The organism is Alteromonas sp. 5NW40-0090 (assembly GCF_057552975.1).
Genome location: NZ_BAAJLT010000008.1, coordinates 38,195 through 63,945, shown reverse-complemented (window position 1 = coordinate 63,945; position 25,751 = coordinate 38,195). Strand labels below are relative to the sequence as shown.

Genomic DNA, 25,751 nt, shown 5'->3' with positions numbered 1-25,751 from the left:
CGCTGAACTAGCATTACATCCCGTATTGCTGCTCAAGACTTTCGACTCTTTGTTTTGCCGCTTCAGAGGTGAACTCTCTGCTTGCTAAGCGTCGCTTTGCTAACGCTTTTTTATCAAGTTCAAGCAACAAGGCAACGTGATTTAAATACACCTCATCATTAGCAATGGGGGCTGTTGAAATTTGCTCATAGAGCTTCAAAGCTTCAGCTTTTTCGCCCTTGGCAATATAAATTTGAGCAAGCGTATCCACTGCATCAGCATTTTCTCGCTGTAGCGACACGGCTTTCTTTGCGAGTTCTTCTGCTCGATTCAGTTTTTTATCTTCAAATGCTAAATAAGCCAGGTTGTTAAGCACCACGAAATTGTCGGGGGTTTTGGTAAGTATAAGCTCGTAGGTATCAATGGCCGCAGCTCTATCTTTTCCTATTTGACGCTCAGCTAACAACATTGCACTTTGAACGTCTTTATTGTGCGCATTTACGTGCTTTTGTAGAAAGCTAAACGCTTGCTCTTTTTTACCTGACATTTCAAGGGCCGCAACAAGCAGCAAAGCATTGTCTGAGTTTGAAGTAGCATCATAAGCTGCTTTCGCGTGGTCAACCGCCTGCTCAGGCGCTTTATCTATAAGGTGTAAACGCGCAATAACGCCCCTTACGAACGGCAGCGACTTAACCTCCTCAGAGACATTATTTATAATCTCCCATGCCGGTTTTGATTGACCAAGACGGCTATAAAAATACGCTTTCAAAAGCGTTAGCTGAGCGTCTGGGCGCTTAGACAACACCTTGTTTGTTAACTCTAGACCTTGCTTGAATTGCTTTTGTGAGTCGACAATAAGCAGCTTGCCCAACACCGCATTTTTATCTTGTGGATAAAATGATAACCAGCGATCAAAGAAAGCCGTTGCGTCGTTAACATTATTGCTCGCAATAAGTGCCTGACCTTTTAAGTTCCAAAAAGCCTGAGGTGATGACTCGTCACCTTCAACAGCAGTCAATAATGAAACCGTTTTATCTAGCTGGTTATTAAGCGAGTACATTCTTGCTAGTAAAAGGCGTAGGTTTACGTCGCTCTTGTTCTCATTAAATTGTGTCTGTGCATGATTAATTACAGCATCTGCATTTCCCTTTTCCATCGCTAGCGCAAACCATAACGCTAACGCTTGAACGTCCGAGGGATTCTTATCTATGAAGGTGCGAATAAGCGCTTCCGCATTGTCTTTTTTGCCTTCGGCAACAAGTAGCTTAGTTCTAGAATACGTGATCTCATTACCCGCATCATCAAGCGCACTCGCTTTGTCGAAATATTGTGCCGCTTCTTGGTATGCCCCTTCTGCCGTTGCAATATTCCCCAAATAAATCAGGGGCGCCGCAGTCTGTGGTGAAGCCTCATGCCACTCTTTTGCAGCACTTTTTGCTTTTTCCAGCTGATTCGTCGCTATGTAGGCACGCAGTAAGGTTGCTTGTGAGGTGACGGACTCAGGTGCTTGCTCAACCGCTTGTTCAAGGTTTACTAAACCATCGATATCATTTAATGAAAGCTGTAAAACCCCTAAACGCGATAAGTCTTCGGCTGTAGTACTCACCCCTTCAGATTTTTCTACCATCTGCTGCGCACCAATGACGTTGCCTTCTCTAAGCAACTGATAGCTGGCTTTGGAAAACAGGGCCGCATCAACACCTTGTTCACCTTTAACCCTAGCCAGAACTTCAAGGGCTTCATCGTTTTCACCTAGTTGAAGCATGCTGTCTGCTAGCATTCGAAGGCCAGGGTGATTATCAGGCAAGCTAGACGCCACCATAGTCAAGTGGCGCTGTGCAGCCTCGAAGTCTTGAATTTGATACGCACTAAAACCCGCAACCAAACGCACAACCTGATCGCTCCTACCGTTTTGAACGGCAATTTCCAAGTGTTCAAGGGCTTTCACGTAATTTTCGTTGGCTGACTCAATAATGCCTTTAAAAGTATTTAGCAGCGGATGGTTTTCGTTCAGCACCAACAAGTCATCGACAATAGGCTGAGCGTTATCAAGATCTCTTATCTCAATAAGAAGCGCGGCATACGCAAATTTACTGGTAACGTCATCAGGAAACTGGCTAACATAAACGCCATATACCTCTGCAGCTTTTTCTGGTTCGCCATTTTGCAGATAAATTTTGGCAAGCTGTTGCAATACGTCTTTGTTGGTCGGCGCTTGCTCGCGCAATGCTTCTGTTGCGGTTAATGCACCTTCCATATCGTTTTCTAATACAAAGGCATAACTATCAATAAGGCCCTTGTAAACCGAACTTGTATCTAGGGTAGAAAGATCGGCAAGAAGCGCTTGCGCCTCTTCTTTTTTACCAAGCTGCATCAGTGCTTGAAGCTTATAAAAGCCCACTTCTGCTGATTCAACCGCGGTCATCCCTTCGGCGCGATAGTCTACTTCAGCGAGGGCATTTTCTGCTCCTGACTGTTGATAAGCCACAGATAACAATGGAATAACTTGGCTAACGGGATGACCTAAATCCATTGCCTTGTTAAGTTCTTTTTCTGCCGCCACATAATTGTTTTGTTGTAGGTACAGTTTTCCTAGCTCAAAGCGAGGTTCTGCCGCATTAGGGCCTTTTTGAATAGCGTTTTTGTATTCAACGATGGCCGCATCAAGCTGCTGTTGAGAGGCATAGTTTCGTGCATCAGCCAAATGGCTTTCCATCGACTTCTCGCTACACCCTGACAAAAGTACAGTGGTTAACATAACTGCTAACGTTGTGCGTTTAATTAATTTATTAGTTCTCTGCTTTGTCATTGTAATTCCTTGCCCTTCCTCAGATTTTTGTCGTCACATTCCTGCTCTTTGTCAAAAGCACTGACTAAACTGCTCATTATTTCATCTAATTTGTGCAATTTCGTGGCAACCTGTCCATTATTCGAATATAATACTGTTTTTTGCAACACTGCTGGCAAGCATATCGCGAAATACGCTAAGAATACGCTTCATTAACTCGCCGGAAAGGCCAGTTCAACGCTGTATAGCGTCTTGCGATAATAAACCGAAAAAGTACGGTTTAGTCGTATGCCGCACCCTCCTTACTTAATGCACCAGGACCCTTAATGACAACAACTGTCGACATGACATTTAAAGACCTCAATTTACCAGAACCAATCTTACAAGCCCTTGAAAAAGTTGGCTACGAGAAACCGTCTCCTATTCAGGCTGAGAGTATTCCTCTTATTCTTGAAGGGCACGATTTACTCGGTCAGGCACAGACAGGGACAGGAAAAACCGCTGCGTTTGCCCTGCCTATGTTGGCAAATATCGATCCTGAGCAACGTAAGCCGCAATTACTGGTATTGGCCCCAACCCGTGAACTAGCTATTCAGGTTGCAGAGGCGTTTCAGGTTTATGCGAGCTTTAGTCAAAAAATTAAAGTACTTCCAGTATACGGCGGTCAGTCGTACGACAACCAAATTCGCCAGCTTAAGCGCGGCGTTCAAGTGGTTGTGGGTACACCAGGCCGTATCATTGACCACATAAAGCGCAAAACATTAGACTTAAGCGAACTTAAGTTCTTAGTGTTAGACGAAGCTGACGAAATGCTTCGCATGGGCTTTATTGATGATGTTGAACTTATTCTTAGCCACGCACCAGAAGAGCGCCAAACTGCCCTGTTCTCGGCAACTATGCCTGGCCCAATTAAGAAGATTACTCAACGTTACTTAAAAGATCCTAAGCACGTTAAAATTGCGTCTAAGGTAAGCACCGCAAGTACAATTCGCCAGCGTTACTGCCAAATCGCACCGCACCACAAACTTGAAGCACTAACCCGCATCATGGAAGTGGAAGTGTTCGACGGTATGATCATATTCGTTCGTACTAAAACCGCTACGGTTGAACTAGCAGATAAACTATCTGCTCGAGGTTACGATGTAGAGCCGCTAAACGGTGATATTCCTCAGGCAGCCCGTGAGCGTACAGTTGAAAAACTTAAGCAGGGTAAAATTGATATCCTCGTTGCTACCGACGTAGTAGCCCGTGGTCTTGACGTTGAGCGTGTAAGTCACGTTATCAACTACGATATCCCGTATGACAGTGAGTCTTACGTACACCGTATTGGTCGTACTGGTCGTGCAGGTCGTCAAGGTGATGCAATCCTATTTATCTCTCACCGCGAAAAACGCTTGTTGTTCTCTATAGAGAAAACCACTAAGCAGCCTATTGAAGCGATGCCTATTCCTTCAATCAGCGAAATCAATGAGACACGTTTAAGCCGTTTTAAACAATCGGTTGCCGAAGCTACTCAAGACGATAGCATTGAATCATTAATGCCTATTGTTGAGATGATTAAAGAAGAAAACGAAGCATCGCCTGAAACCATCATGGCTGCGCTACTTAAAATTGCGCAAGGCGATGAGCCGTTAATTCTTAAAGAGTCAGATCGACCAGATATCAATAGCAAGCCCCCGCGCGATAATCGTGATAGAAACTCTCGCGATGGTCGTGATGGCCGCGAAAGAAAGCCAAGAGTACCTCGTGGAAACCGCAAGCCTGAAGAAGGCATGCAGCGCTTCCGTATTGAAGTAGGTCACGTACATGGTGCGAAGCCTGGCAACATCGTTGGCGCTATTGCTAATGAAGCAAACATAAACTCGAAGCACATTGGTGCTATCGAAATTTATGACAACTTCAGCACAGTAGATCTTCCTGACGGCATGCCGAAGGAAACGCGCGATACGCTACAAGGTACCCGTGTTGCTGGTCAGCGTTTGAATATTCGCGAATGGTCAGACACGCCGCCGGCTAAACGAGAAGGTCGTGGCGATCGTGGTAATCGTGGCGACAGAGCGCCTCGCGGCAACCGTGAAGATCGAGGCAATCGTGGAGACCGCGAAAACCGTAAGCGTAAGAACTAAATAGCAATACATTCAGTCTTTATATAACTAATCGAAATATAAAGGCTGTTTTCGTTGTTTTCTAATTAAAAAGAATTGGCGCAAAATAGTGTCAGTTCTTTTTTTGTATTTAAAGCTAAGAAAACCTTTATGGATTACTTTCCGCTATTCCTAGACGCTAGAAAACTCAATGTCCTTATTGTTGGGGCCGGTGAAGTGGCAGCCCGTAAGCTAGAGCTTATTATGAAGACACCTGCAACCATTACAGTGGTTGCACCTTGGGTTTGTGACACGGTTAAGCAACTAGCGTTAAATGAGAAAGTCACGCTGATTGAACGTGAGTTTGAAAATAGCGACCTTACCCATAAAGACATGGTGTTTATTGCCACCGACAAGGGCGATGTTAACCAGTATATTCACGACTTAGCTCGCGCCAACAAAGTTTTGGTTAATGTGGTAGATAACACGCCACTATGCCAGTTTATTACCCCTTCTATTGTTGACCGTTCCCCTATTATCATTGCTATGAGTAGTGGTGGTGTTGCGCCAGTTTTGCTGCGTTATTTACGACAAAAATTAGAGACTGTTCTGCCTGCTAATTTAAGTCGGTTAGGCGCGTTTTCTGAAAAATTCCGCGAAAAAGTAAAACAGACGCTTAACGGTGTAACTGCAAGACGTTACTTTTGGGAGGACGTTCTTGACGGCGACATCGCGGAAATGGTTGAAAAGGGCCAAGACCAAAAAGCTGATGAAGCGTTTGACTTAGCATTGCAAGCTGCCGCTGAAGACAAAAAAGTCGAAGGACAAGTGTATTTGGTAGGGGCAGGTCCTGGCGATCCAGACTTACTTACCTTTCGCGCCCTCCGGTTAATGCAAAAAGCTGACGTTGTTGTTTACGACCGCTTAGTTTCACCACAAATTCTTGAGCTTGTGCGTCGCGATGCTGAGAAAATCTATGTAGGTAAGGCCAAAAGCAATCACACGCTTCCTCAAGACGATATTAATCAGCTAATGGTTAATGAAGCGAAAAAAGGTAATCGCGTGGTGCGTTTGAAAGGCGGAGACCCCTTCATATTCGGTCGTGGCGGAGAGGAAATTCAAACCCTTATTGAACACGGTATTGAGTTTCAAGTGGTTCCCGGCATTACCGCAGCTAGCGGCGCATCGAGCTATGCTGGTATTCCGCTTACCCATAGAGACCATGCACAGTCTGTGGTGTTTGCAACCGGACACCTTAAAAACGGTACTATCGATCTAAACTGGCAAGCCCTTGCGCAAAAAAATCAAACCGCTGTGTTTTATATGGGGCTAACAGGTTTGCCTATCATTTGTGAAAAGATGATTGAACACGGACTTGACGCCTCAACGCCAATAGCACTGGTTCAGTCAGCCACCACTGAAAAGCAGCAAGTATTAACCGGTACACTAGAAGACATTGTGGCTAAGCAGGAAAAGGCGCAGCTTCAGCCGCCGACCCTAATTATTGTAGGTACCGTGGTGAATCTTCACGATGAGTTAAACTGGTTTAAAGAGTAGGCGACGTAAGTCGCCTTACTTTTCACAACAACCAACTGGCCCACACTATTTTGCTATTCATGCCACCTGCCGATTTGATTAGGGCATGAACTTGTTTTTTACACGCAGGCGCGCATACTCAATATACTGTGAATATGTGAAATACGGTGCGCATTCCATTGTTAAAAAAAAGCCTTAGCTGTTATTTGTCTTTTTCGAGTTTTCAGCCGCCTTATGCCTTAAAACCTGTGAGTTGGTATGGGTTAGCCAGCGTATTTTTACTTATTTCAGGGATATTCTTTTCGTGTATTGCCCATGGCGAACAACTCAAATACAAAAAAACTAAAACCGACACGGGGGTGAGTTTTAGTTACGAATGGCTAGATAATGATAACACACGACAATCGATTTCTTTTGAGCTACCCAATAGCGCATTGAGAGAGGCCCCTTCGCGACAAGCCAACTACAAACCAAAGATTGCTCAGCGATACATTATCGTCGCATTAACCGAAGAGGCAAAAAAAATAGACCCGAAAGTTGCGCGTGTGAAGATAACGCCCAAAAGAGAGTCAATTGATATCCAGGTTACAGGGTCAGATGAAGCAAAGGTTGAAGAAATACTCAGTAAATTAAAAGCTATTCAGCAGCAAGAGTACGATAAGTACTTGCGAGATCATTACTTTACGCGCTTTACAACCTTGTTTAATCAAAAGGCGGTAAAACCAGACCACGTGCGATATGTTGCTGAGTCAGTAAAGCCTTTAGTTGCAGCATCACAAGCGTTTTACGAAAAAGTGGCTTCACAGTCAGACTCTAGAGCCTATTTCTCGCTAATTCTTAGCTGGCTTCAAAGTATCCCTTACGACACCTTGGAGGATAGAGTAGCGAGCAATGGTACTGGTTATGCGCCGCCTGTCAGTTTGCTTATGCAAAACCTCGGTGATTGCGATAGTAAAGCGGTGCTTGCGTCTTCAATGGTGCGCGCATTTTTACCTTCTACAAAAATGATCATGATATTTTTACCAAATCATGCCTTGCTCGGTATTGCATTGACGCCTATGGCAGATGAAAGAACTATAGAGCACGAGGGAAACACCTACGTGCTCTATGATCCAACCGGCCCAGCACTCATTCCTTTCGGGCAAGTATCAGAAGATACAGAGCGCAACATCGTGACCGGGCGCTACCAAGTAGAAGTAGTAGAGTAAGTTTCATCTACATTTACCTAGCATTCCCCGAATAAAACATCACTTCACTGCCAATCACACTGTTGGTAGCTTTATCAACAATAACAAAGCTAACAGACTGCATGGTATCAGCCATTGGCCATAATGCTTCAACTGAAAACGGCACATTTCGCTTTTCGCCTGGTGCTACGTTTATAGTCGGTACGTTAATAAGCTGCATATCTGATGGCGTATCTATAGCAATTTCATAGGTTTTGGCCACGCGGGATTTATTTAAAACTGTTAACGTATAAGTGTTTTCAATGTGTCCCGCGTTGTTCTCTCTGTAAAGCGCGTTGCGGTCACGGCTAATTGAAGCTTCGAAGTCCTGCCTGTCGATAGCCCACTCGCCCATTGCGAGCAGTATGGCTATGATTGCAGCGCCGTAAAGATAGTTAGTGAATTTACGCGCAGAATTTCTGCCGGCTCGCGTAAAATTGATAAGTTTGAGTGGATAGCTAAATTTGGCCATGACCTTATCGCATGCGTCAATACACAGGCCACAGTTAATGCACTCGTACTGAATTCCTTCACGTATATCTATGCCTGCTGGGCAGACTTGAACACATAAATTACAATCGACACAGTCTCCCAAGTCTTTGTGCTGTGAAAAACGCTTCCTAGGTCCGCGACTTTCTCCTCTGGTTTCGTTGTAAGTAACCAATGACGTACTGTTATCAAACATCGCAGCTTGAAAGCGAGAATAGGGGCACATATGCGTACACATTTTCTCTCGAAGCCAACCGGCATTGGCATAAGTGCAAACGGCAAAGAACATTGTCCAGCCTGAAATTAACGCAGGCGCAGAGAAAGTAAAAAACTCCGTGTATAGACGAGATGCCGGATAGAAGTAAGACATAAATACCAGCGCAGTAATAAGGCTTAGTGCCAACCATGCACTGTGTTTTGCCCCCTTTACAACTACTTTTGTTAGTGAGCTAGGCTGCTTATCTAAAGCCTTGCTTTGGTTGTGCGTACCTTCAATACGGCGCTCTACCCAATTGAAAGCGAGAGTCCATACGGTTTGAGGGCAAGTAAAGCCACACCATATTCGCCCGTAATGACGGGTGACTAAAAACAAAACAAAAGCCGCAAGAATAAACAGAAAGGTAAAAATCATGAGGTCTTGTGGATACAACACCCATGCAAAAAGCGTAAGGGTTTGACGCCCCACATCAAACAAAATCCCCTGCTGTCCTTGGTATTGAATAAAGGGGAGCGCAACAAACAGCGTCACTAATACTACATTCAAGTATCGACGTATTTTTTGAAAGTGCCCGGTTTCCTCACGGATATAGATTTTTTTGCTTTCTACGGTTGTACAAGCAATGATGTCTTTTTGCCGAATTTTAACTGCCGTCATTAGCTTTCTCCGAAAATTTTGCGCTAATGGTAGGGATTTAAGGCCGTTAAAATAGAAACAGATTAGGGGTTTCTTTATAGATCAGTTGCTATGACTTTTTGAGGCGTAGATATTTATGAAAGACTTTTTATAAATAACGAAAGCTTAAGCAGTTGATTGCGCTTCGCTTCATTCAGAGCAAACGAGGCGTTTAAACGAAAACAATGGTTAAACTCATTGGTTAAGCTAAACAGCTTTCCAGGCGCAATGGTGATGTGTAAACGCAACGCTTCTTTATAAATAGCCATTGCATCAACATGCCCCCGGCATTCCACCCACAAAAAATAGCCGCCGCTATGTGTATGAATAGTCGCAACGTCTGATAGAAGGTTGGTAAGCAGCGCCGTTATCGTCTTCTTACGAGCGATGAGTTTTTTTCGCAGCTGCTTTAAATGAGACTCGTAATTTTTTGTGGATAAATAGTCTACAAGCGCAAGCTGTATCGGCGCACTGGTTGCCAATGTACTCATAAGCTGCTGTTTTTGTATTTCAAGGGCACGCTTACCTGCGGCGACCCACCCTATTCTGTACCCTGCCACTAAAGACTTGGAGAACGATGAACACAACATGCTATCTCCCTCTTTCATAAAATGCTTAATTGGCAGAGGTGGACGCTTATCAGCATAAAGCTCGGCATACACATCATCTTCAATAAGGGCAACATTATACTTATCGAGTAACGCGGCCACCTGCTGTTTTTGACCGTCACTCAATGAGTATCCAACTGGATTTTGAAAGTTGCTCATAAGCCAGCAGGCTTTCACATTATGATTTTTAAATGCGCGCTCAAGTGCAGCTACATCCAGGCCAGTGTTGGGTGATACCGTTACAGTAATCGCTTTTAGACCTAAACGTTGAAGCGCCTGCAGCGTTCCATAAAACACCGGCGACTCGACAACCACCCAGTCTCCTGGTGTAGTGCATGCCTGCAAACTCAAGTTCAGCGCCTCTAGCGCACCAGCGGTAATAATGATTTCATCAGGCGATATATTTACACCTTTGGCGGCATAGCGCTTAGCGATGATTTTTCTAAGGTCCAGGTTACCTGGAGGCAAGTTATCCATGGCGCTGGTCAAGGAAATTTGCTGGGCGGCAGCTGCAATAGATTTATTTAAATGTTGCCTTGGATAAAGGCTTGGGTCGGGGTAAGCAAATCCTAAACTGAACATGTGGGGGTCGCGAGAGGCCTGCAGCACTTCATACACAAAGTCATTAATGCTGACGGCTTCTGTGGCCTGTACACGCGCTTTTGAGGCATTGCTCGCTTTAGCTGTTACCAGAAAGCCAGAACGTTCTTGGGAGCTGACTATGCCTTGGCTTTCTAACATCTGATAGGCGTGCAGCACAGTCATTAGGCTGAAGCCTGTTTGTGCTGCCTGTTTGCGAAGCGATGGGAGCTTTTCATTTTCTACCCACACGCCACGCTCAATCTGCTCTTTAAGTTGGTGAGCTAAAACTTCGTATTTAGCCACGTTATACTCCGATAGTTCCTACCAGCGGAGTATAACAGTGAGGACAGTATTCTGTTATAAAAACAAAACAACCAATTTACGCGCTACCTTAGGTTAAAGATTCTCTTCAGCAAAACTCGCAAGACGACTTCTTACCACGCCGTCTAGGTTTATGGTGGCACTGCCCGAGAAGTCTTTAAACTTCTCAACCAAGTAAGTAAGCCCCGATGTCACTGCGCTCAGATAGTTACTGTCTATCTGCGCCAAGTTACCCCCCACTATCAGCTTCGTTCCTTCACCACAGCGTGTGATGATCGTTTTAAGCTGTGATGCCGTTAAGTTCTGCGACTCATCCAAAATCACAATCGCATTTTGAATGCTTCGGCCTCGCATAAAGTTCACCGACTTGTACTGAATGTTGGCTTTTTCCATGATGTAATTCATAGAACCTTTAGTATTTTCGTCGTGCTTGTGGAGTACTTCCAAAGAATCGGTAATTGCTGCCAACCAAGGCAACATTTTTTCTTCTTCCGTTCCCGGCAAGAAGCCAATCGACTCAGCAATTTCCGGCGTGCTTCGCGTAACAATGATTTTGTCATACATGTTACGCTCTACCACCATTTCAAGGGCTGCCGCTAACGCAAGTAGCGTTTTACCACTACCGGCAGGGCCTGTGAGAATAACCATATCAATGTGTGGGTCTAGCAACGCGTGGAGCGCCATGGCCTGCCCTATATTTTTGGGTGTGATGCCCCAGGCGTGACGACCCATCAAGCGTTCGTAACCTAAATCCAACACCTCTAAATGAGCGTCGGTGATCTCTTCTACTAAACCTGCAAACTGTTTAGTTTCGTCGAGCAAAAACTCGTTGATATACGCTTCTGGCAACATAGACTTGGGGATAGTGTGAATAGTGTCGCGCCCTTCGCTGCGGCTATCCACGCTTTTTACGCTATCCCAGAAATTACCATCAAAGGTATGAAACCCGCGAGATAGATATTTGATGTCAGTAATTAGCTGGTCGGTGCGGTAGTCTTCAACATGAGCGAGGCCTGCTCCTTTCGCCTTAAGCCGCATGTTTAGGTCTTTAGTAACCAACACCACTTTTTGCGGCGCGAACGTCTTTTGCAAGTGCAGCGCTACGTTAATAATGCGGTTGTCATTCTCATTGCTGGTAAAGACTCGCTGGGCTTCGACCATATTAAGGTCGGCAAATATAGACAGACTCCCTGTAGGTGCCGTTTGACCCGCGCCCAACCCTTCCATCGATACACCCGCTAGCATATCTTCTGGCGTTGCGTCGTGGAGCAAATCCTCCATAGCCCGAATGGATACCCGTGCATCACGCGCCACGTCTTTTTTGCTGTCTTTGATGTAGTCGAGCTCTTCCAATACGGTCATTGGAATAACAACGTCATGTTCTTTAAAGGAGAGAAAAGCGTGAGGTTCGTGCAGCAGAATATTGGTATCGAGGACGTAAATCTTAGTATCGGTAGAATTTTTTCTTGGCATCCTTCACTCCGGTAAATAAAGCCAGGTTAGACGTATTGTTCATTTATGAACGCACGCGCTAACAAGCTACAGTTACGGTTGTAGGAGAATGCCGCTCGAAACAGGACTTCTTCCCCTACTCGCGTCGACTGAGAAGCAGTACTACTCTTTCTGCCTCAAAGGTTCGTTTGTTAAATTAGCGACCCCTTAATTCCACCTTAATCCAGTTTTTGAGATTTAGCACTGTTTTTTCTTTTTTATTTTTCGTTAGAGCAAGTGAGAAGCGAAGAACAGTCCCCTCTTCGCCTATGTAGTAAAAATGACAACCAGTAGTCTAGTATTAATGACTTATCACAACGCAATGCGTACAATACTGCCCCCCCGAAAAATAGGTTGGTGATTTATGAGTTCAGATAGTCAATTTTCAGTTGGTCAGCGTTGGTTAAGCAACACAGAAATAGAGCTGGGGTTAGGTGTCGTTATTGGTAGCGACTTCCGTTCAGTTGAAGTGTTGTATCCGGCAACAGGCGAAGCGCGAAAGTATACTAAGCAAGATGCGCCGCTTACGCGACTAGTTTTTGAAATTGGCGAAACGGTCAAAAGCCAAGACGGCTGGGAAATGACCATTACTGAAAAAGAAGAAAGCCAAGATCTTTTCATCTACCACGGGCTTCGCGAAGATACCAAAGCGCAAGCGCGATTACCTGAAACCATGCTAGACAGCCATATTCGCTTGAACCAACCTGAAAAGCGTCTGTTCAGTCAGCAATTAGACAACCCTAAATGGTTCGATTTACGCGAACGTGCTTTAGATCATCAATACGACTATTTACGTTCAAACACCATTGGTCTTGCTGGTGCGCGCATATCGCTTATTCCACACCAACTCCACATTGCGTCAGAGGTGGGCGGCAGACACGCACCTCGCGTATTACTTGCCGATGAAGTAGGTCTTGGTAAAACCATTGAAGCCGCGTTGATCATTCACCAACAGCTTAAAACAGGCCGTGCGGAGCGCGTGCTTATTTTGGTTCCAGACTCGCTCATGCACCAATGGCTTGTTGAAATGCTTCGCCGCGTAAATCTTCCCTTCGCTATTTACGATGAAAGTCGCTGCGAAGCCATAGAAAAGAGCGAAGCAATTGAGAAGAGCGAAGGCTTAGAAGATGACGAAACATCTGACGCGAGCGCTGTGAATCCATTTGAAAACGACCAGCTGGTACTTTGTAGTATCGACTTCCTAAGCAAGAGCGAAAAACGCCAGCAGCAAATTCAAGCTGCAGGATGGGATTTAATGGTTGTCGATGAAGCCCATCACCTTGCGTGGTCAAGTGAGGCTCCCTCTGCCGAATACTTGTGTGTGGAAGCGCTGGCAAACCAAACACCCGGTGTATTACTGCTTACCGCAACGCCTGATCAACTTGGTCACGAAAGCCACTTTGCCCGCTTGCGCCTGCTCGACCCAGCCCGCTTCCATAGCTACGATGCATTCTTAGATGAAGAGTCGAAATACAGCCAACTGGCCGATGCGGTAGCGCCATTACTTTCAGACGCCGAGCCTAACGATAAACAGCGTAGCAAACTCGCTGAATTCGCGCCTGACGTAATGGAACATGCGGGTGATTTAAGTTCGCCGGAACATCGCCATGCGCTGCTGCACCAGCTTATCGATTGTCACGGCACCGGTCGTATGCTGTTTAGAAACCGCCGCGCCAACATAGAAGGCTTTCCGGAACGTAAATTAAGCGCTTACGAGCTTACTTTGCCTGAGGTTTATTCAGAGGCAGTGAGCGGCGGCGACTTAACCTATTCACTGTACCCTGAACGTATGGCAAGCGTGGTTAACAGCTGGACCAAGCATGACCCGCGCGTTGAATGGCTGCTTGATTTCATGCAAGGCGTTAAGCCAGAAAAGATTCTGCTTATTTGCGCGAGCGCCCGCACGGCGCAAGAATTAGGTGAGGTTATTCGCACGCAAACCGGTATTCGCCACAGTGTGTTCCACGAAGGCATGAGCATTGTTGAGCGCGATAAGGCGGCCCATTACTTTGCTGATGAGGAAGACGGCGCACAAATTCTACTGTGTAGTGAAATTGGTAGCGAAGGCCGGAACTTCCAGTTCGCTCACCATTTGGTGCTGTTCGATTTGCCTATTACGCCAGATCTGCTTGAACAACGTATTGGTCGTCTTGACCGTATTGGCCAAACCCAAACCGTACAAATTCATGTGCCGTATTTAGCGAAAACCGCGCAGCATGTATTACTAGATTGGTACCACGAAGGGCTGAATGCCTTCGAAAAGACCTGCCCGACTGGCTCTGGCGTGTTCGACGACGTGAAACCTTTACTTATTGGTGCCTGCTTACACCCTGACGATATGAGCGCCCGTGACGAGCTAGTGAACATGAGTGTTACGCTCAATAGCCAGCTCGTGGCGCAGCTAGAAGCCGGTCGCGATCGTCTTCTAGAGCTTAATGCTTCGGGAGAGGGCCGCGTAGAACAACTGCTTGAAGACATTATTACCCTCGATAGCGAACAAGATTTGTCGCGCTTTATGGGTCGTGTTTTCGATGCTATCGGTGTTCAGCAGGACGAAAAAGGCAATGACTGCTTTATTCTTATGCCAACCGAATCGATGGTGAGTCAGCTTCCAGGTCTAGACCCAGAAGGCATGACAGTTACTTACAAGCGCCGTGTTGCCACCACGCTAGAAAACGTGCAGTTTTTAAGTTGGGACCACCCGCTTGTGCATACCGCCATGGACGTAGTGCTTACTGACGTACACGGGAAAAGCAGCATGGGCTTCATTGCCGAGCCTTCTTTGCCAAAAGGCGCGTACTGGATTGAAGCGTTATTTGTGCTGCAGGCACAAGCACCTAAATCACTTCAACTAGGCCGCTTCTTACCACAAACGCCGGTTAGAGTGTGTTTAGATGCGCAAGGCAATCCGTCTGACTTGAGCTTCGACGTTAAACGTAAGATTGGACGTAAGATCTCAGCTCAGCTTTTAAAAGCTTTACAACAGCCGCTTGAGCTTGCCATTGAAAAGGCGCGTAAGCTTGCCCATCAGCAAGCTAACCAAAAGCAACACGATGCACTTAACAGTATGCACAGCACACTTAACGAAGAAATACAGCGCTTGCGCGATCTTCAAAAGCGTAACCCAGCAGTACGTGACAGCGAAATTGAGTTTATTGAAACGCAAATGAACGCCCTTGATAAAGTTATTCAGGATGCAGATGTTCAGCTGGACGCCATTCGTATTGTGGTAAATAACCCGTAACCTCTAAAGGTTTAACATTCAAAAGCGACTGTGAAGTAACGAGAACATAATGGCGAACCCAAGTTTTGTTTATAACCCACCGACGACACCTTATCTTGATATTTTGTATCAAGATGAGGACATGGTGGTTGCGCATAAACCTAGCGGGCTATTGAGCGTTCCGGGCAAAGCATTAGCGCACCGCGACTCGCTGATTAGCCGGGTGAACCGTGTGTATCCCACCGCCACAGTAGTGCATCGCTTAGACATGGCGACCTCGGGTATTTTGGTGCTGGCGCTTAATAAAGATAGCCATCGCCATATCTCGAAACAATTTGAATTACGTCAAACTAAAAAGCGCTACTTCGCCCGAGTTCATGGACATGTAGAGCAGGACAGCGGAGAGGTTAACCTTCCACTCATTTGCGACTGGCCGAACAGGCCTAAGCAAATGGTAGACTTAGAGCGCGGTAAGAAAGCCGTGACACACTTTGACGTAATAGAGCGCACGCTGGACGAAAAAGGGCGCCCTCACTCTCTTGTAGCCCTTTACCCCATTACCGGTCGCTCTCACCAACTGCGCGTGCATATGCTTGCTTTGGGCCACCCTATTTTAGGGGATAGACTCTATGCCCATGAAGAAGCGTTATCCATGGCGCCTCGTTTACAGCTTCATGCTGAAAGCTTGAGTTTTTCGCACCCGACACGTGGGCATTGGCTGCGCTTTCAAACTACTATCCCTTTTAGCCAGTATCGTCCCAACCCGCTTGCGGAAAATGTCGAGTAGCATTTTCGCGTTACTCCGCTTTACCAAACGACCTCATTATAGTTTTAAAGCGCATTGCCGATAAGCTTATTAGAACGATATGGTTGATGAATTGATTTGATACAGACAGCGCTGTCTGTATCAAAGTGATAGCTAAAGGCAAACCACTTTTTATGAAAAGGCACGCTCTCCTTTTAACCTTGGCAGTTATGATTTCGCTATTGCCTTTAAAGGCTTACTGCGACTTTTTTACGGATGTAAAAAATGCTTATCTGCCAGGCGAAGTACAAGCGCTTATGGTTGGCGAAATGGAAGTGCCACTTATTGAAGTTGAGGCAAAAACACCTCTCCCCTTGGGGGTTGCCATTGTGCTCACAGAGCCTTTTCCATCGAGCCTTACCCTCGCGCAAGGAAATAGCTTAGCAAATATGCTTGCAGAAAAAGGCTGGAATGTCGTTATAAGCCCTTTCAACATGCCCATAAGTTCGACCACCGCCAAACCCAATGGTGAACAGGACAGCGAAATATTGACAGAGGGAGCCTCGCCATTAACTGATACAGCGAAAGTCATTCACCCTAGAAGTAACCAACTAACGCAGTACCTCAACTTTGAAACATCGACCACAGCCTTAGCGTTACAGCTTAATGCCCTAGACAATTATTTACAGAATAGAACAGGCTATCGCATGGTCATCGCGCAGGGCATGCTTGCTACCGCTTACCTGTCCTCCATAGAGACAATACCTAGCTTACAGCCTGACACTTTTGTTGCCATTTCGCCGTTTTGGCCAGAGGAAACTACAAACAACTTAGTAATTGACACTATAGCGAAAGCGAGCTTCCCAGTGCTCGACCTATCTCTCAGCAACTTTAATGACTGGGAGACTAGCACGACTATGAAAAGGAAAGTTAGAGCAAAAAATGAACTGAAGTTACACTACAGGCAAGTTATCATTCCAAATAATTCTTTAACCTTTAGTATAAAAGAAATTGAAAAAACACCTAACATTCAGATGGTTGCGAATAGCACCATAGGTTGGACACGGCATCTAGGCTGGTAATTACGTCATCTTGAGATTACGCTAAATTAGTACCCAAAACAGTTACCTACCCGCTATAGAGCGAACAGTGGGTCAATGCAGTCAATGGGATTCAAGTAATGGACTATACTAATTTAAGCAGACAAAGACGGTTGAGTTACTCGTGAATGTTCAGGATTTTGTAGATAACAAAGCGAAACAGCTGTGTTTCTATTTGAGGGCATTTTGGCAGGGAGAGCTTCCGATCGAGGAGATCGAGCTATTCTTTTGGGATAGTATGGAAGAATGGGGGCAAATTGAATGCACGCTAACACAGCCTTACACGCAGAAGGAACGTGTATTTTGGCATTTGCTTCACCAAGTGCATTATTGGAATGAAGAAAAATTGACAAAAGATCAGTTTCTTGTTGATGAGCTTACTAATTGCGTCAATTTTCTTGAAGGCCTAGGGCATTGTCCTCTAGACTGCGTGGGGATCCGCCCTTAAATCTCTCTTACCTAACCAAGTTAATAATAACAATCCGCCTTCACAGTTTTATTGCTAAACACCGTGGTTCATGGCTCAATACACTTTTGAGTTAACGCCAAAGGTCGAAGTATTGCTAACTGCATTAAAAACGTTCAATGACAAACGTTACCTAACCATTTTTCTTTTTGGCATTTCCAGTGGCTTTCCTTGGATCATGATTGGTTCGGTATTATCAGCATGGTTAAAGGATGAAGGGTTATCGCGTTCGGCTATTGGTTTGTTTGGCATCATCTTCGCCACTTACTCATTTAACTTCTTATGGTCTCCTCTTGTCGACAAACTTAAGCCCCCACTGTTAGGGCAGCGACGAGGCTGGATTTTTTTGATGCAAAGCTGTGTCGTACTACTGTGCTTAGCGATGTCACAACTTAACACTGACCATGATTTATTTTACGTTGCATTAATCGGCTTATTGATTGCCATTGCTTCTGCTACGCAGGATATTGCTATTGATGGCTTTCGGATTGACTGTATTGAACAAGGTGATAAAGACGGTATGTCAGCCGCCTCATCGATGGCGACCGCCGGTTGGTGGACAGGTTATGGTGGCCTTGGTGCTATTCCCTTTTTTTTAGCAGATCTAACGTCGTGGTCATGGCCAAACATATATCTATTACTGGGTGCTATCATGGCTTTATTGGCCTTTGCGACTTGCTTTGCCAATGAGCCAAGCGTAGATAGAGAAGCGCTGCTTGGCCGAATAACAAATACCCACGCAAATAACTCGGCGGTGATTAATTGGTTAAGAACAACGCTTGTTACGCCATTTTCTGAGTTCTTTAATCGAAATGGTATCAAGCTGGCAGCTTCATTTTTATTATTCATTTTCCTTTTCAAAATTGGTGAAGCTTTTTTAGGTCGTATGAGCATTGTGTTCTACAAAGAGGTTGGGTTTTCAAATAGCGATATTGCCACTTATTCAAAGCTTCTTAACTGGTGGGTGACGATCGTCTTTTCACTACTAGGTGGGCTAGTCAATATCCGTTATGGTATTTATCGAGGGCTGATGACTGCGGGTGTTGCTATGGCGGCTTCAAACCTTCTGTTTGCGCTCATTGCACAAACGGGGCCTTCTACTTCACTGTTAGCCATTACTGTCATTGTAGACGGTTTTACAGGAGCATGGAGCACTGTAGCTATGGTCGCCTTTATATCGCTTCTATGTAATCGTGCTTTTAGCGCCACTCAATATGCCCTTATGGCCTCGCTCAGCGTTGCGGGGAGGACGTTAGTCGCCTCTAGCAGTGGCTTGGTTGTGGATAGCCTGAGCGGAAACTGGAGTTTATTTTTTGTTTTAACGGCGGTTATGGTAATACCAAGCCTTTGCTTTTTACACGCTATTAGGCATCACATTAAACGCGTTGAAACGTCATAGTTAAACGGTTCTATTCTTTTTTTACTTCCAATTAATTTGACGACATTTCCTTGCAAGTTAGCGTTAGTTGCCTACCTTTATAGAAGGCAACTAACGCTAACTTGCAAGGAAGAAAGTTGAGTCCAAACGATGCTACTAAGCTACAGCGGAAGACATTGAGCAACGCCGTCGCATTTAGTTTTTCTAAAGTGAATGCGACGGCCTTGTTGTTTGGCATCGTTATTTTTTCAATCTTGCTGGCATTAATCAGCAAGCAGCAGTCTTTTATTACCAAGCTCAATCAGCAAAGCGAGCTTCGGGACGGGTTGCTTACCTCTGAGCATAGAATTCATCAACTCTACACTCATGATCAAGGAGCTAACCGCACCCGCACTGCTTTAGAGTATGAGTTACAAATTGCTTTTCAAGGGTTGCAGCAACATATACAAAAAGAAGGTGGCGTTGATGAGGCGCTTTCTCCCCTTTCTGACACTGCGTTTAGGGAAGCAACAACCAGCCTGGGAAACACCTCGGCGAAAGAAACCACAAAAACAACGCTGCTACTGCTTCACACGCTTATTCAACTCCCACACACAGAGAAAGTTCGCTACATTAAAAAAGATGGCTTTAGCCTGCTTCCGCTTTTAAAAGCCTTACAAGCAGAAGAAAACGCCCTGTTGAGCCGTATTCAGTCACTGCAACACAAAATATTTCTTACCACACTATTTGGTGTGATTATTTTGGTGCTTTGGTACTTTTTAGTATGGCTCTTTTACAAAAGTTCAATCAAAAAGCCATTGCGAAAACTACATAAATCAAAGTTGAGACTGGCAATCGCAGATGATCAGACGAATTTGCAAAATAAAGAGTTTTTGAAACTTATCAGCCATGAATTTAGGGCCCCCATTAGCGCCATTATTAGTGCCTTGGAGCTTATTCCTAATTTGAAAGAACAGCGTACTCGATTGATTCAGCAAGCTGAGCAGTCCAGTTACCGGTTACTAAATTTAACAAACAATCTTACTGATATACTCAATAACCACGTAGAGGATGACCTTCAACTTTCGAATGTAGATTTAATCAGTCTATTAGACGAGTGTATTTCACCGTTTTCGGTTAGAGTTAAAGACAAAAAGCTTGAATTCAATATGCATTGCAGTCATAGCGTACCTAGCCATGCAGAGACCGATCCTATGGCACTCTCCAAAGTCATAGTGAATATACTCGATAACGCCGTAAAGTTTACTTCTACAGGGCTTATTGATGTAACCGTCACAACCTTAGTAAAAAATAAACGAATATTCTTAATAATCACCGTTAATGACACCGGCATCGGCATTGATGATAATACGCAGAAGCATATGTTCGAGCGCTTTTACCGAGGGGAACATCCACAAAGTCAGCGCTACCCAGGTGCTGGAATTGGCTTATACGTAGCCAAACGCAGTATTGATATACTTGGCGGTACTCTTCAGGTTAATAGTACTGTCGGCGTCGGCTCGGAATTTAAAATATCACTGCCTATTAAGCCCCTAGAAGATTCACCATCGGTGTCATCTACTCCTTCAAATGCCAAATTCGCGGTTGTCGACGATTTAGAAATATCAAGGCTTCACCTTCAGTCCATTGTTACCAAAGAAGGCTATAGCGTAAGAACATTTTCGTCTGGCGCCAACCTTTTGAACCTTCACGAAGAACTGCTTCAATTCTCGGGCATCATTGCCGATTTATATATGCCTGGGATGAATGGACTTGAACTGGTGAAAACACTACGCGCCATCTACGGAGAGCGAGTGCCACCGGTCATCGTATTATCGGCAACACCGGATATTGCAAATATTATCGCCAACAGCGAGCTACCCATATATCAGAGTTTTGTTAAACCTATCGACAGAAACCGGTTTGTAGACGCCATTCATCAACTAACGTTAAATAATACTAAAGCCATAAAAGATAAAGCCAAGGCCAACATATTAGTTGTTGAAGATGAACCGATTAACGCCGAAATGGTAGAGTACATGCTAAAGAGTATGGGGCACCATGTAACTGTGAGCTACACTGGCGACGATGCCATTAGCCGGACTAACGAAACCGCTTTTGACTGCGTGTTGCTCGACATCAACCTGCCAGATATTAACGGCTTGGAAGTAGCAAAAATAATGAAAGAAGGGCACCCTAACCTCCCTGTAATTGCCCTTACCGCTAACGCCCACCGAAATGATAAAGAGGCTTCACTGCAAGCGGGCATTCGCTATCACCTTGTAAAGCCGGTCACCTTTCAAGAACTTAGAAACACCTTGCGCCTTGCGCTATCCTAAAGGGCGTTCTGGTCTAAGCGTAAATACGGTACTGATTTCTACCATTTTCTTTAGCTTGGTAAAGGGCTTGGTCGGCACATTCAAGCCAGGCCATCGCCCCCTCAAAATCGGATGAGAATTGCGCTAAGCCAAGACTAACGGTGAAGGTTATCGACTCACCATCGTGTTCAACTACCAAACGCTGTGCGAGTTGACGAATACGCTCTGCCACCGCCTGTGCATCTTCAACGGACGAGTCGTTAAGAATAATGGCAAACTCTTCACCACCATAACGCCCAGCTAGGTCAGTCTCACGCACACAACGCTTGATCAAGGCGGCAAGCATTTTTATCACCTTGTCGCCTGCTTGGTGACCGTAGGTATCATTAATGCGCTTAAAGTGGTCGATGTCTAACATAAGGGCAGTGCTAGGTTTTTCTCGCCGAACACACAATTTGTGCATTTCATCAAAGCGTTCTTGCCAATAGCGGCGGTTAAATAAGCCTGTTAAACCATCCACTCGGCTTGCGGTTTTCAATTCTTCGTTTAGATGTTCCATGCCAAGCTTACCAAGTGCCTGTTCAGTTACATCGTAAACTAACATACAGAACCGCTCTACATGGCCATTCTGGTCGACAATTGGGAACATAGTCACGTTCTGATACATAAAATCAGCAGCGCAAGTTACCGGGCGGTTACAATCGAATTTAAATAAATAGGGTCGCTGCTCCCAAATGATAAACACTGGGCTTTTTAAATTAAACACAGGATCAACTTTGGTTCTAAGCCACCTTTCTTCAATTTCAGGGAAGTGAGAGAACAAGCTGTTTCCAATAATAGATTCAGCTTTCTTGGCACCATGGTTCTCTAGAAATTTGTTCCATACTTGCACGTTGAAATTGCGATCTAGTACCGCAATCCCAACTTCGATTGAATCAAGTAACTCAGCTGGTACATACGATGAGTCAATAAGCGCACCAGCATTGCTCATATCTGTTGAAGCATTCATAGGCCTTCCTGGTCCTGTGTTACTAAGCCGTCATCGAACAATCTGGCGTAAATATGATTCATTGCATCGCCAGGAAACAGCAGTAATAGGTCAAAAGCGATACCCTTTGATTTGATCGCATAGCCGATTTCAATGGCCATCAACTTTCCCCAGCGCTGTACATTATCGCTCAATAGGGTTGATAACCCTTGATGCTGCCCCAGCAAAACAGGATGCGTATGGCTGAAGGCAACGTTAAGCTGTTCTGACAAACCGTTCAAACAAGCGCCTATAAGAATGTTTGAAACATCCATGAGTGCCTCAAGAGCGAGCTTATCTGAAGAGGCAGACGGGGGATACTTTAATAGCTCCACAATATTCTGTGAGTTAGTATCATTAAAGATGACCAGAGCCTCACCGCTTATCCCTTCGCTAATAAAACCTTTCGAAACCGCTGAAACACTGTCGCTACGATTAATCTCAGCAATCGCCATGGACAGTTCATTGCTTTCTATTAGGTTTACGTTTGGTATGGGTAAGTCAATAAACTCGCCTAGCAACGCAGCAAGATTTTCTCCAGCACGTCCCATGGCAATATTCACCATTTCGCGGCATGCGTCTAATTGATCTTCTTTACTTGTTTGACCATTGGGTTGAGCGTTACCCGGCTCATACTGGACTTTTTGCAACCGCGTACCAGAAGCGTGTTTCTCCCCGCTGTAAATACCGTAAGAGGCTAAGATGTGACTAAGCTTTTCGTTATCGATAGGTTTTCGAATGAAATCCAAAGCCCCAAGAGCAAGCATTTTTTCTCGCGCTTGTGATTGAACATCTCCGGAGACCACTACCACTAAACATGGTAGGTCATGTTGACGGATAGCCTCCATGGTTTGGTAACCGTCCATTACCGGCATGTTTAAGTCGAGAAACACCACGTCGCCTTTGCCTTCTCGAATAAGAGCAAGGGCTTGTTCACCATTCTCGGCGAACGAAATATCGACATCCCAGCCATCAGGTAAACTGCGCGCCATTTGCCGCCTTGCGAAGCCTGAGTCATCGCAAATCAAAATCGGAGTACTCATGGTAACTCCTAAATAGCTACAGGGGCTTTAATGTGTGGGTGTGACTGATAGTTTTTAAGCGTAAAATCGTCGAAAGAGAACCCAAAAATATCTTTAACCTCTGGGTTAATTTCCATAGTTGGGCGTGCAAACGGTTCGCGACTAAGCTGTAGCTCTACCTGCTCAAGATGGTTTGAATACAAATGCGCATCGCCTAGCGTGTGAATAAAATCGCCGGGCTCTAGGTCACACACTTGCGCCATCATCATTGTCAATAAAGCATAACTTGCGATATTGAAAGGAACGCCCAAGAAAATATCGCCGCTTCGTTGGTAAAGTTGGCAGCTAAGCTTACCGTCTAACACATAAAACTGGAAAAGTGTATGGCAGGGGGGCAGTGCTTGCTTGCCCATCGCTGCATTTTCTTTAGGAGAGTAATTAGTATCAGGGAGTACCGCAGGGTTCCAGCCGCTTACGATAAGCCGGCGAGAGTCTGGATTGTTTTTGATTTGCTCAACCACTTCGGCAATTTGGTCTACCGATGTGCCGTCACCGCGATCCCAACTACGCCACTGACGACCATAAACCGGCCCAAGCTCGCCTTCATCGGTAGCCCACTCGTCCCAAATACTCACACCATGCTCTTTCAAATAAGCGATATTCGTTTCGCCCTTAAGAAACCATAGTAGCTCGTGAATGATTGATTTAAGGTGACATTTCTTTGTTGTCACCAAAGGGAAACCTTCCTGAAGATTAAAACGCATCTGATAACCGAATACACTTAACGTACCTGTACCAGTTCGATCTTCCTTTTTCACACCCGTATCACGTACATGGCGCATTAGAGCGAGATATTCTTTCATCGTTATTCTTATATTTTTTGCTGTTCAACATGGTCTTTTCCGCGCATGTAAGCACGGACTATTAATCCTATTCCTAAAGCTATCATAGGTAAACAAAGAAGTTGCCCCTGACTTAGGCCCATTTGATATAAGCCAATATGTGCGTCGGGTTCTCTGAAATACTCAACAATAAACCGGAAGCTTCCGTAGCCAAGTAAGAACAAGCCACTTACTGCCCCTACTGGACGCTTTTTGGCAGAATAGAGCCATAGGATAATAAAGAGTAGTACGCCCTCAAGAGCAAATTCGTACAATTGGGACGGGTGCCGAGGAACATGGCCCGCATTAGGAAAAATGACGGCCCAAGGTACGTCCGTGGTGCGTCCCCAGAGCTCGGCATTTAGAAAGTTGCCAATTCTGCCGGCACCTAAGCCAATGGGTACTAATGGCGCAACAAAATCACCTAATCGCAAGAAGGTGGTATTCATACATTTGGCGCGCCAGAAAAGCGCCGTCAATACCCCTAACAAGCCGCCATGGAAAGACATTCCACCTGCCCAAATTTTAAATAAATACAAAGGGTCATCTAAGAACATGCCAAACTGGTAGAAAAGCACATAGCCTATGCGGCCGCCCAAAATCACGCCAACAAAGCTCCAAAAAAGCATATCGCTTAGCTGCTCACGACTCCAGCTAGTCTGTGAAAGACGCTTTTGTGCCAGCAAGTATGCGGCAATAAAACCCACTAAATACATTAAGCCGTACCAGCGGACACTTAACGGACCGACACTGAAGATAACGGGGTCGATACTGGGAAATACCAGATAACTGCTCTGTTCCATTACTTTATTCAATTCCTAAAATCATTCTGATACTTACTAAAACAAGTAAGCATGCCAACATCGCTTTCAACACGCGTACATTTACTCGCTGCCCAAGCTTCGCCCCTATATTTGCGGTAAACATAGAGGTTGCAACAATACCAGCTGTAGCAGGCAGATAAACATAACCCATACTGTATTCTGGTACATCTATCTCACCCCACCCAGCTATAACGAAACTTGTGGTACCAAAAACGGCAATAACCAACCCGCAAAAAGCGGCACAGCCAATTGCCGCGCGTACATTAACACGAAACCATACTAACGCAGGCACCAATAATGCACCGCCGCCAATTCCCATAAGTGCGCTAAGGAGGCCAGCAGCGCCGCCAACGGCGCTCAAGGAACCTTTAGAGGCTTCGTTTTCAGATGCTTTTTGCTTACCAAATATCATCTGTAGCGCGATCAAAATAACCAGTACAGCGAACACATCTTTAAGTAATTCGCCAGAAATATGACTTGCCACCTGTGCACCAACAATTGCGCCAAACGCGATGCCTAAGCCTGTGTAAAGTACAATATGCTTTTGAATATTACCCAGTTTGTAATGCGCTAAAGCCGACGACATGCCAGTGAAAATAATGGTCGATAAAGAAGTGGCGATAGCGACAGGCATAACTGTTTCGGTAGTCATGCCAAGAAAATGAATCAGTAGGTATGACAGCGCAGGTACGATAATTAAACCGCCCCCAATACCTAACATACCCGCCAGAATTCCAACCACAGAGCCCAACATCAAACAGCTGACAATAATTACTACAAATGGGTCCATTT

18 protein-coding genes are annotated in these 25,751 nt (G+C 45.2%); 9 read left to right on the top strand and 9 right to left on the bottom strand.

The genetic code is table 11. The features are described 5' to 3' along the window. Window positions 1-13: 13 nt before the first annotated feature. Window positions 14-2,788, bottom strand: a complete 2,775-nt coding sequence (gene prsT / locus AC27KT_RS11230; protein WP_487129983.1) for an XrtA/PEP-CTERM system TPR-repeat protein PrsT — start codon at window positions 2,786-2,788, stop codon at window positions 14-16. A 305-nt stretch (window positions 2,789-3,093) separates the two neighbouring features. On the opposite strand from prsT, the gene AC27KT_RS11225 reads away from it, so the two are divergent. The 3 genes from AC27KT_RS11225 (at window position 3,094) to AC27KT_RS11215 (ending at window position 7,595) form a co-directional block, all read left to right on the top strand. Beyond that, window positions 3,094-4,893: a DEAD/DEAH box helicase gene (locus AC27KT_RS11225; RefSeq protein ID WP_487129981.1), complete on the top strand. Its 1,800-nt coding sequence runs from the start codon at window positions 3,094-3,096 to the stop codon at window positions 4,891-4,893. Window positions 4,894-5,022: 129 nt separating this feature from the next. Continuing rightward, on the top strand, window positions 5,023-6,408 hold the full coding sequence (gene cysG / locus AC27KT_RS11220; protein ID WP_487129979.1) for a siroheme synthase CysG: 1,386 nt from the start codon (window positions 5,023-5,025) through the stop codon (window positions 6,406-6,408). Between the two features lie 185 nt (window positions 6,409-6,593). Further along, on the top strand, window positions 6,594-7,595 hold the full coding sequence (locus AC27KT_RS11215) for a hypothetical protein (protein WP_487129977.1): 1,002 nt from the start codon (window positions 6,594-6,596) through the stop codon (window positions 7,593-7,595). A gap of 13 nt (window positions 7,596-7,608) precedes the next feature. On the opposite strand, the gene ccoG is transcribed toward AC27KT_RS11215, so the two are convergent. The 3 genes from ccoG to AC27KT_RS11200 form a co-directional block, all read right to left on the bottom strand. After that, window positions 7,609-8,976 carry a cytochrome c oxidase accessory protein CcoG gene (gene ccoG, locus AC27KT_RS11210; RefSeq protein WP_487129975.1) on the bottom strand — a complete coding sequence of 456 codons (1,368 nt, stop codon included), beginning with the start codon at window positions 8,974-8,976 and terminating at the stop codon, window positions 7,609-7,611. Between the two features lie 113 nt (window positions 8,977-9,089). After that, a complete protein-coding gene (locus AC27KT_RS11205) occupies window positions 9,090-10,487 on the bottom strand; it encodes an aminotransferase-like domain-containing protein (protein ID WP_487129973.1) in 1,398 nt (465 codons plus the stop codon). A gap of 93 nt (window positions 10,488-10,580) precedes the next feature. Continuing rightward, window positions 10,581-11,978, bottom strand: a complete 1,398-nt coding sequence (locus AC27KT_RS11200) for a PhoH family protein (protein WP_487129971.1) — start codon at window positions 11,976-11,978, stop codon at window positions 10,581-10,583. Window positions 11,979-12,360: 382 nt separating this feature from the next. On the opposite strand from AC27KT_RS11200, the gene rapA reads away from it, so the two are divergent. From rapA to AC27KT_RS11170, 6 genes are all read left to right on the top strand, one after another. Further along, window positions 12,361-15,240, top strand: a complete 2,880-nt coding sequence (rapA, locus tag AC27KT_RS11195; protein ID WP_487129969.1) for an RNA polymerase-associated protein RapA — start codon at window positions 12,361-12,363, stop codon at window positions 15,238-15,240. Window positions 15,241-15,289: 49 nt separating this feature from the next. Further along, window positions 15,290-16,006 (top strand): bifunctional tRNA pseudouridine(32) synthase/23S rRNA pseudouridine(746) synthase RluA, encoded by a 717-nt coding sequence (rluA, locus tag AC27KT_RS11190; RefSeq protein ID WP_487129967.1) that lies wholly within the window; start codon window positions 15,290-15,292, stop codon window positions 16,004-16,006. A 152-nt stretch (window positions 16,007-16,158) separates the two neighbouring features. Beyond that, entirely contained in the window at window positions 16,159-17,046 is an 888-nt protein-coding gene (locus AC27KT_RS11185) for a DUF3530 family protein (RefSeq protein ID WP_487129965.1), read from the top strand. A 142-nt stretch (window positions 17,047-17,188) separates the two neighbouring features. Beyond that, a complete protein-coding gene (locus AC27KT_RS11180) occupies window positions 17,189-17,512 on the top strand; it encodes a hypothetical protein (RefSeq protein WP_039217459.1) in 324 nt (107 codons plus the stop codon). A gap of 70 nt (window positions 17,513-17,582) precedes the next feature. Beyond that, window positions 17,583-18,929: an AmpG family muropeptide MFS transporter gene (locus tag AC27KT_RS11175; protein WP_487129963.1), complete on the top strand. Its 1,347-nt coding sequence runs from the start codon at window positions 17,583-17,585 to the stop codon at window positions 18,927-18,929. A 116-nt stretch (window positions 18,930-19,045) separates the two neighbouring features. After that, window positions 19,046-21,226 (top strand): response regulator, encoded by a 2,181-nt coding sequence (locus AC27KT_RS11170; RefSeq protein ID WP_487129961.1) that lies wholly within the window; start codon window positions 19,046-19,048, stop codon window positions 21,224-21,226. Window positions 21,227-21,239: 13 nt separating this feature from the next. On the opposite strand, the gene AC27KT_RS11165 is transcribed toward AC27KT_RS11170, so the two are convergent. The 5 genes from AC27KT_RS11165 to AC27KT_RS11145 are packed head-to-tail and all read right to left on the bottom strand — an operon-like array spanning window position 21,240 to window position 25,749. Continuing rightward, complete coding sequence (locus tag AC27KT_RS11165; RefSeq protein WP_487129959.1) at window positions 21,240-22,214, bottom strand: GGDEF domain-containing protein; 975 nt, start codon at window positions 22,212-22,214, stop codon at window positions 21,240-21,242. Continuing rightward, window positions 22,211-23,275, bottom strand: a complete 1,065-nt coding sequence (locus tag AC27KT_RS11160; protein ID WP_487129957.1) for a response regulator — start codon at window positions 23,273-23,275, stop codon at window positions 22,211-22,213. Before AC27KT_RS11160 ends, AC27KT_RS11165 begins: the two co-directional genes overlap by 4 nt. Window positions 23,276-23,283: 8 nt before the next feature. Then, on the bottom strand, window positions 23,284-24,117 hold the full coding sequence (locus AC27KT_RS11155; protein WP_487129955.1) for a thymidylate synthase: 834 nt from the start codon (window positions 24,115-24,117) through the stop codon (window positions 23,284-23,286). Window positions 24,118-24,125: 8 nt separating this feature from the next. Then, window positions 24,126-24,938 (bottom strand): prolipoprotein diacylglyceryl transferase, encoded by an 813-nt coding sequence (gene lgt / locus AC27KT_RS11150; protein ID WP_487129953.1) that lies wholly within the window; start codon window positions 24,936-24,938, stop codon window positions 24,126-24,128. Between the two features lie 4 nt (window positions 24,939-24,942). Then, a complete protein-coding gene (locus AC27KT_RS11145) occupies window positions 24,943-25,749 on the bottom strand; it encodes a sulfite exporter TauE/SafE family protein (RefSeq protein ID WP_487129951.1) in 807 nt (268 codons plus the stop codon). Window positions 25,750-25,751 lie beyond the last annotated feature (2 nt).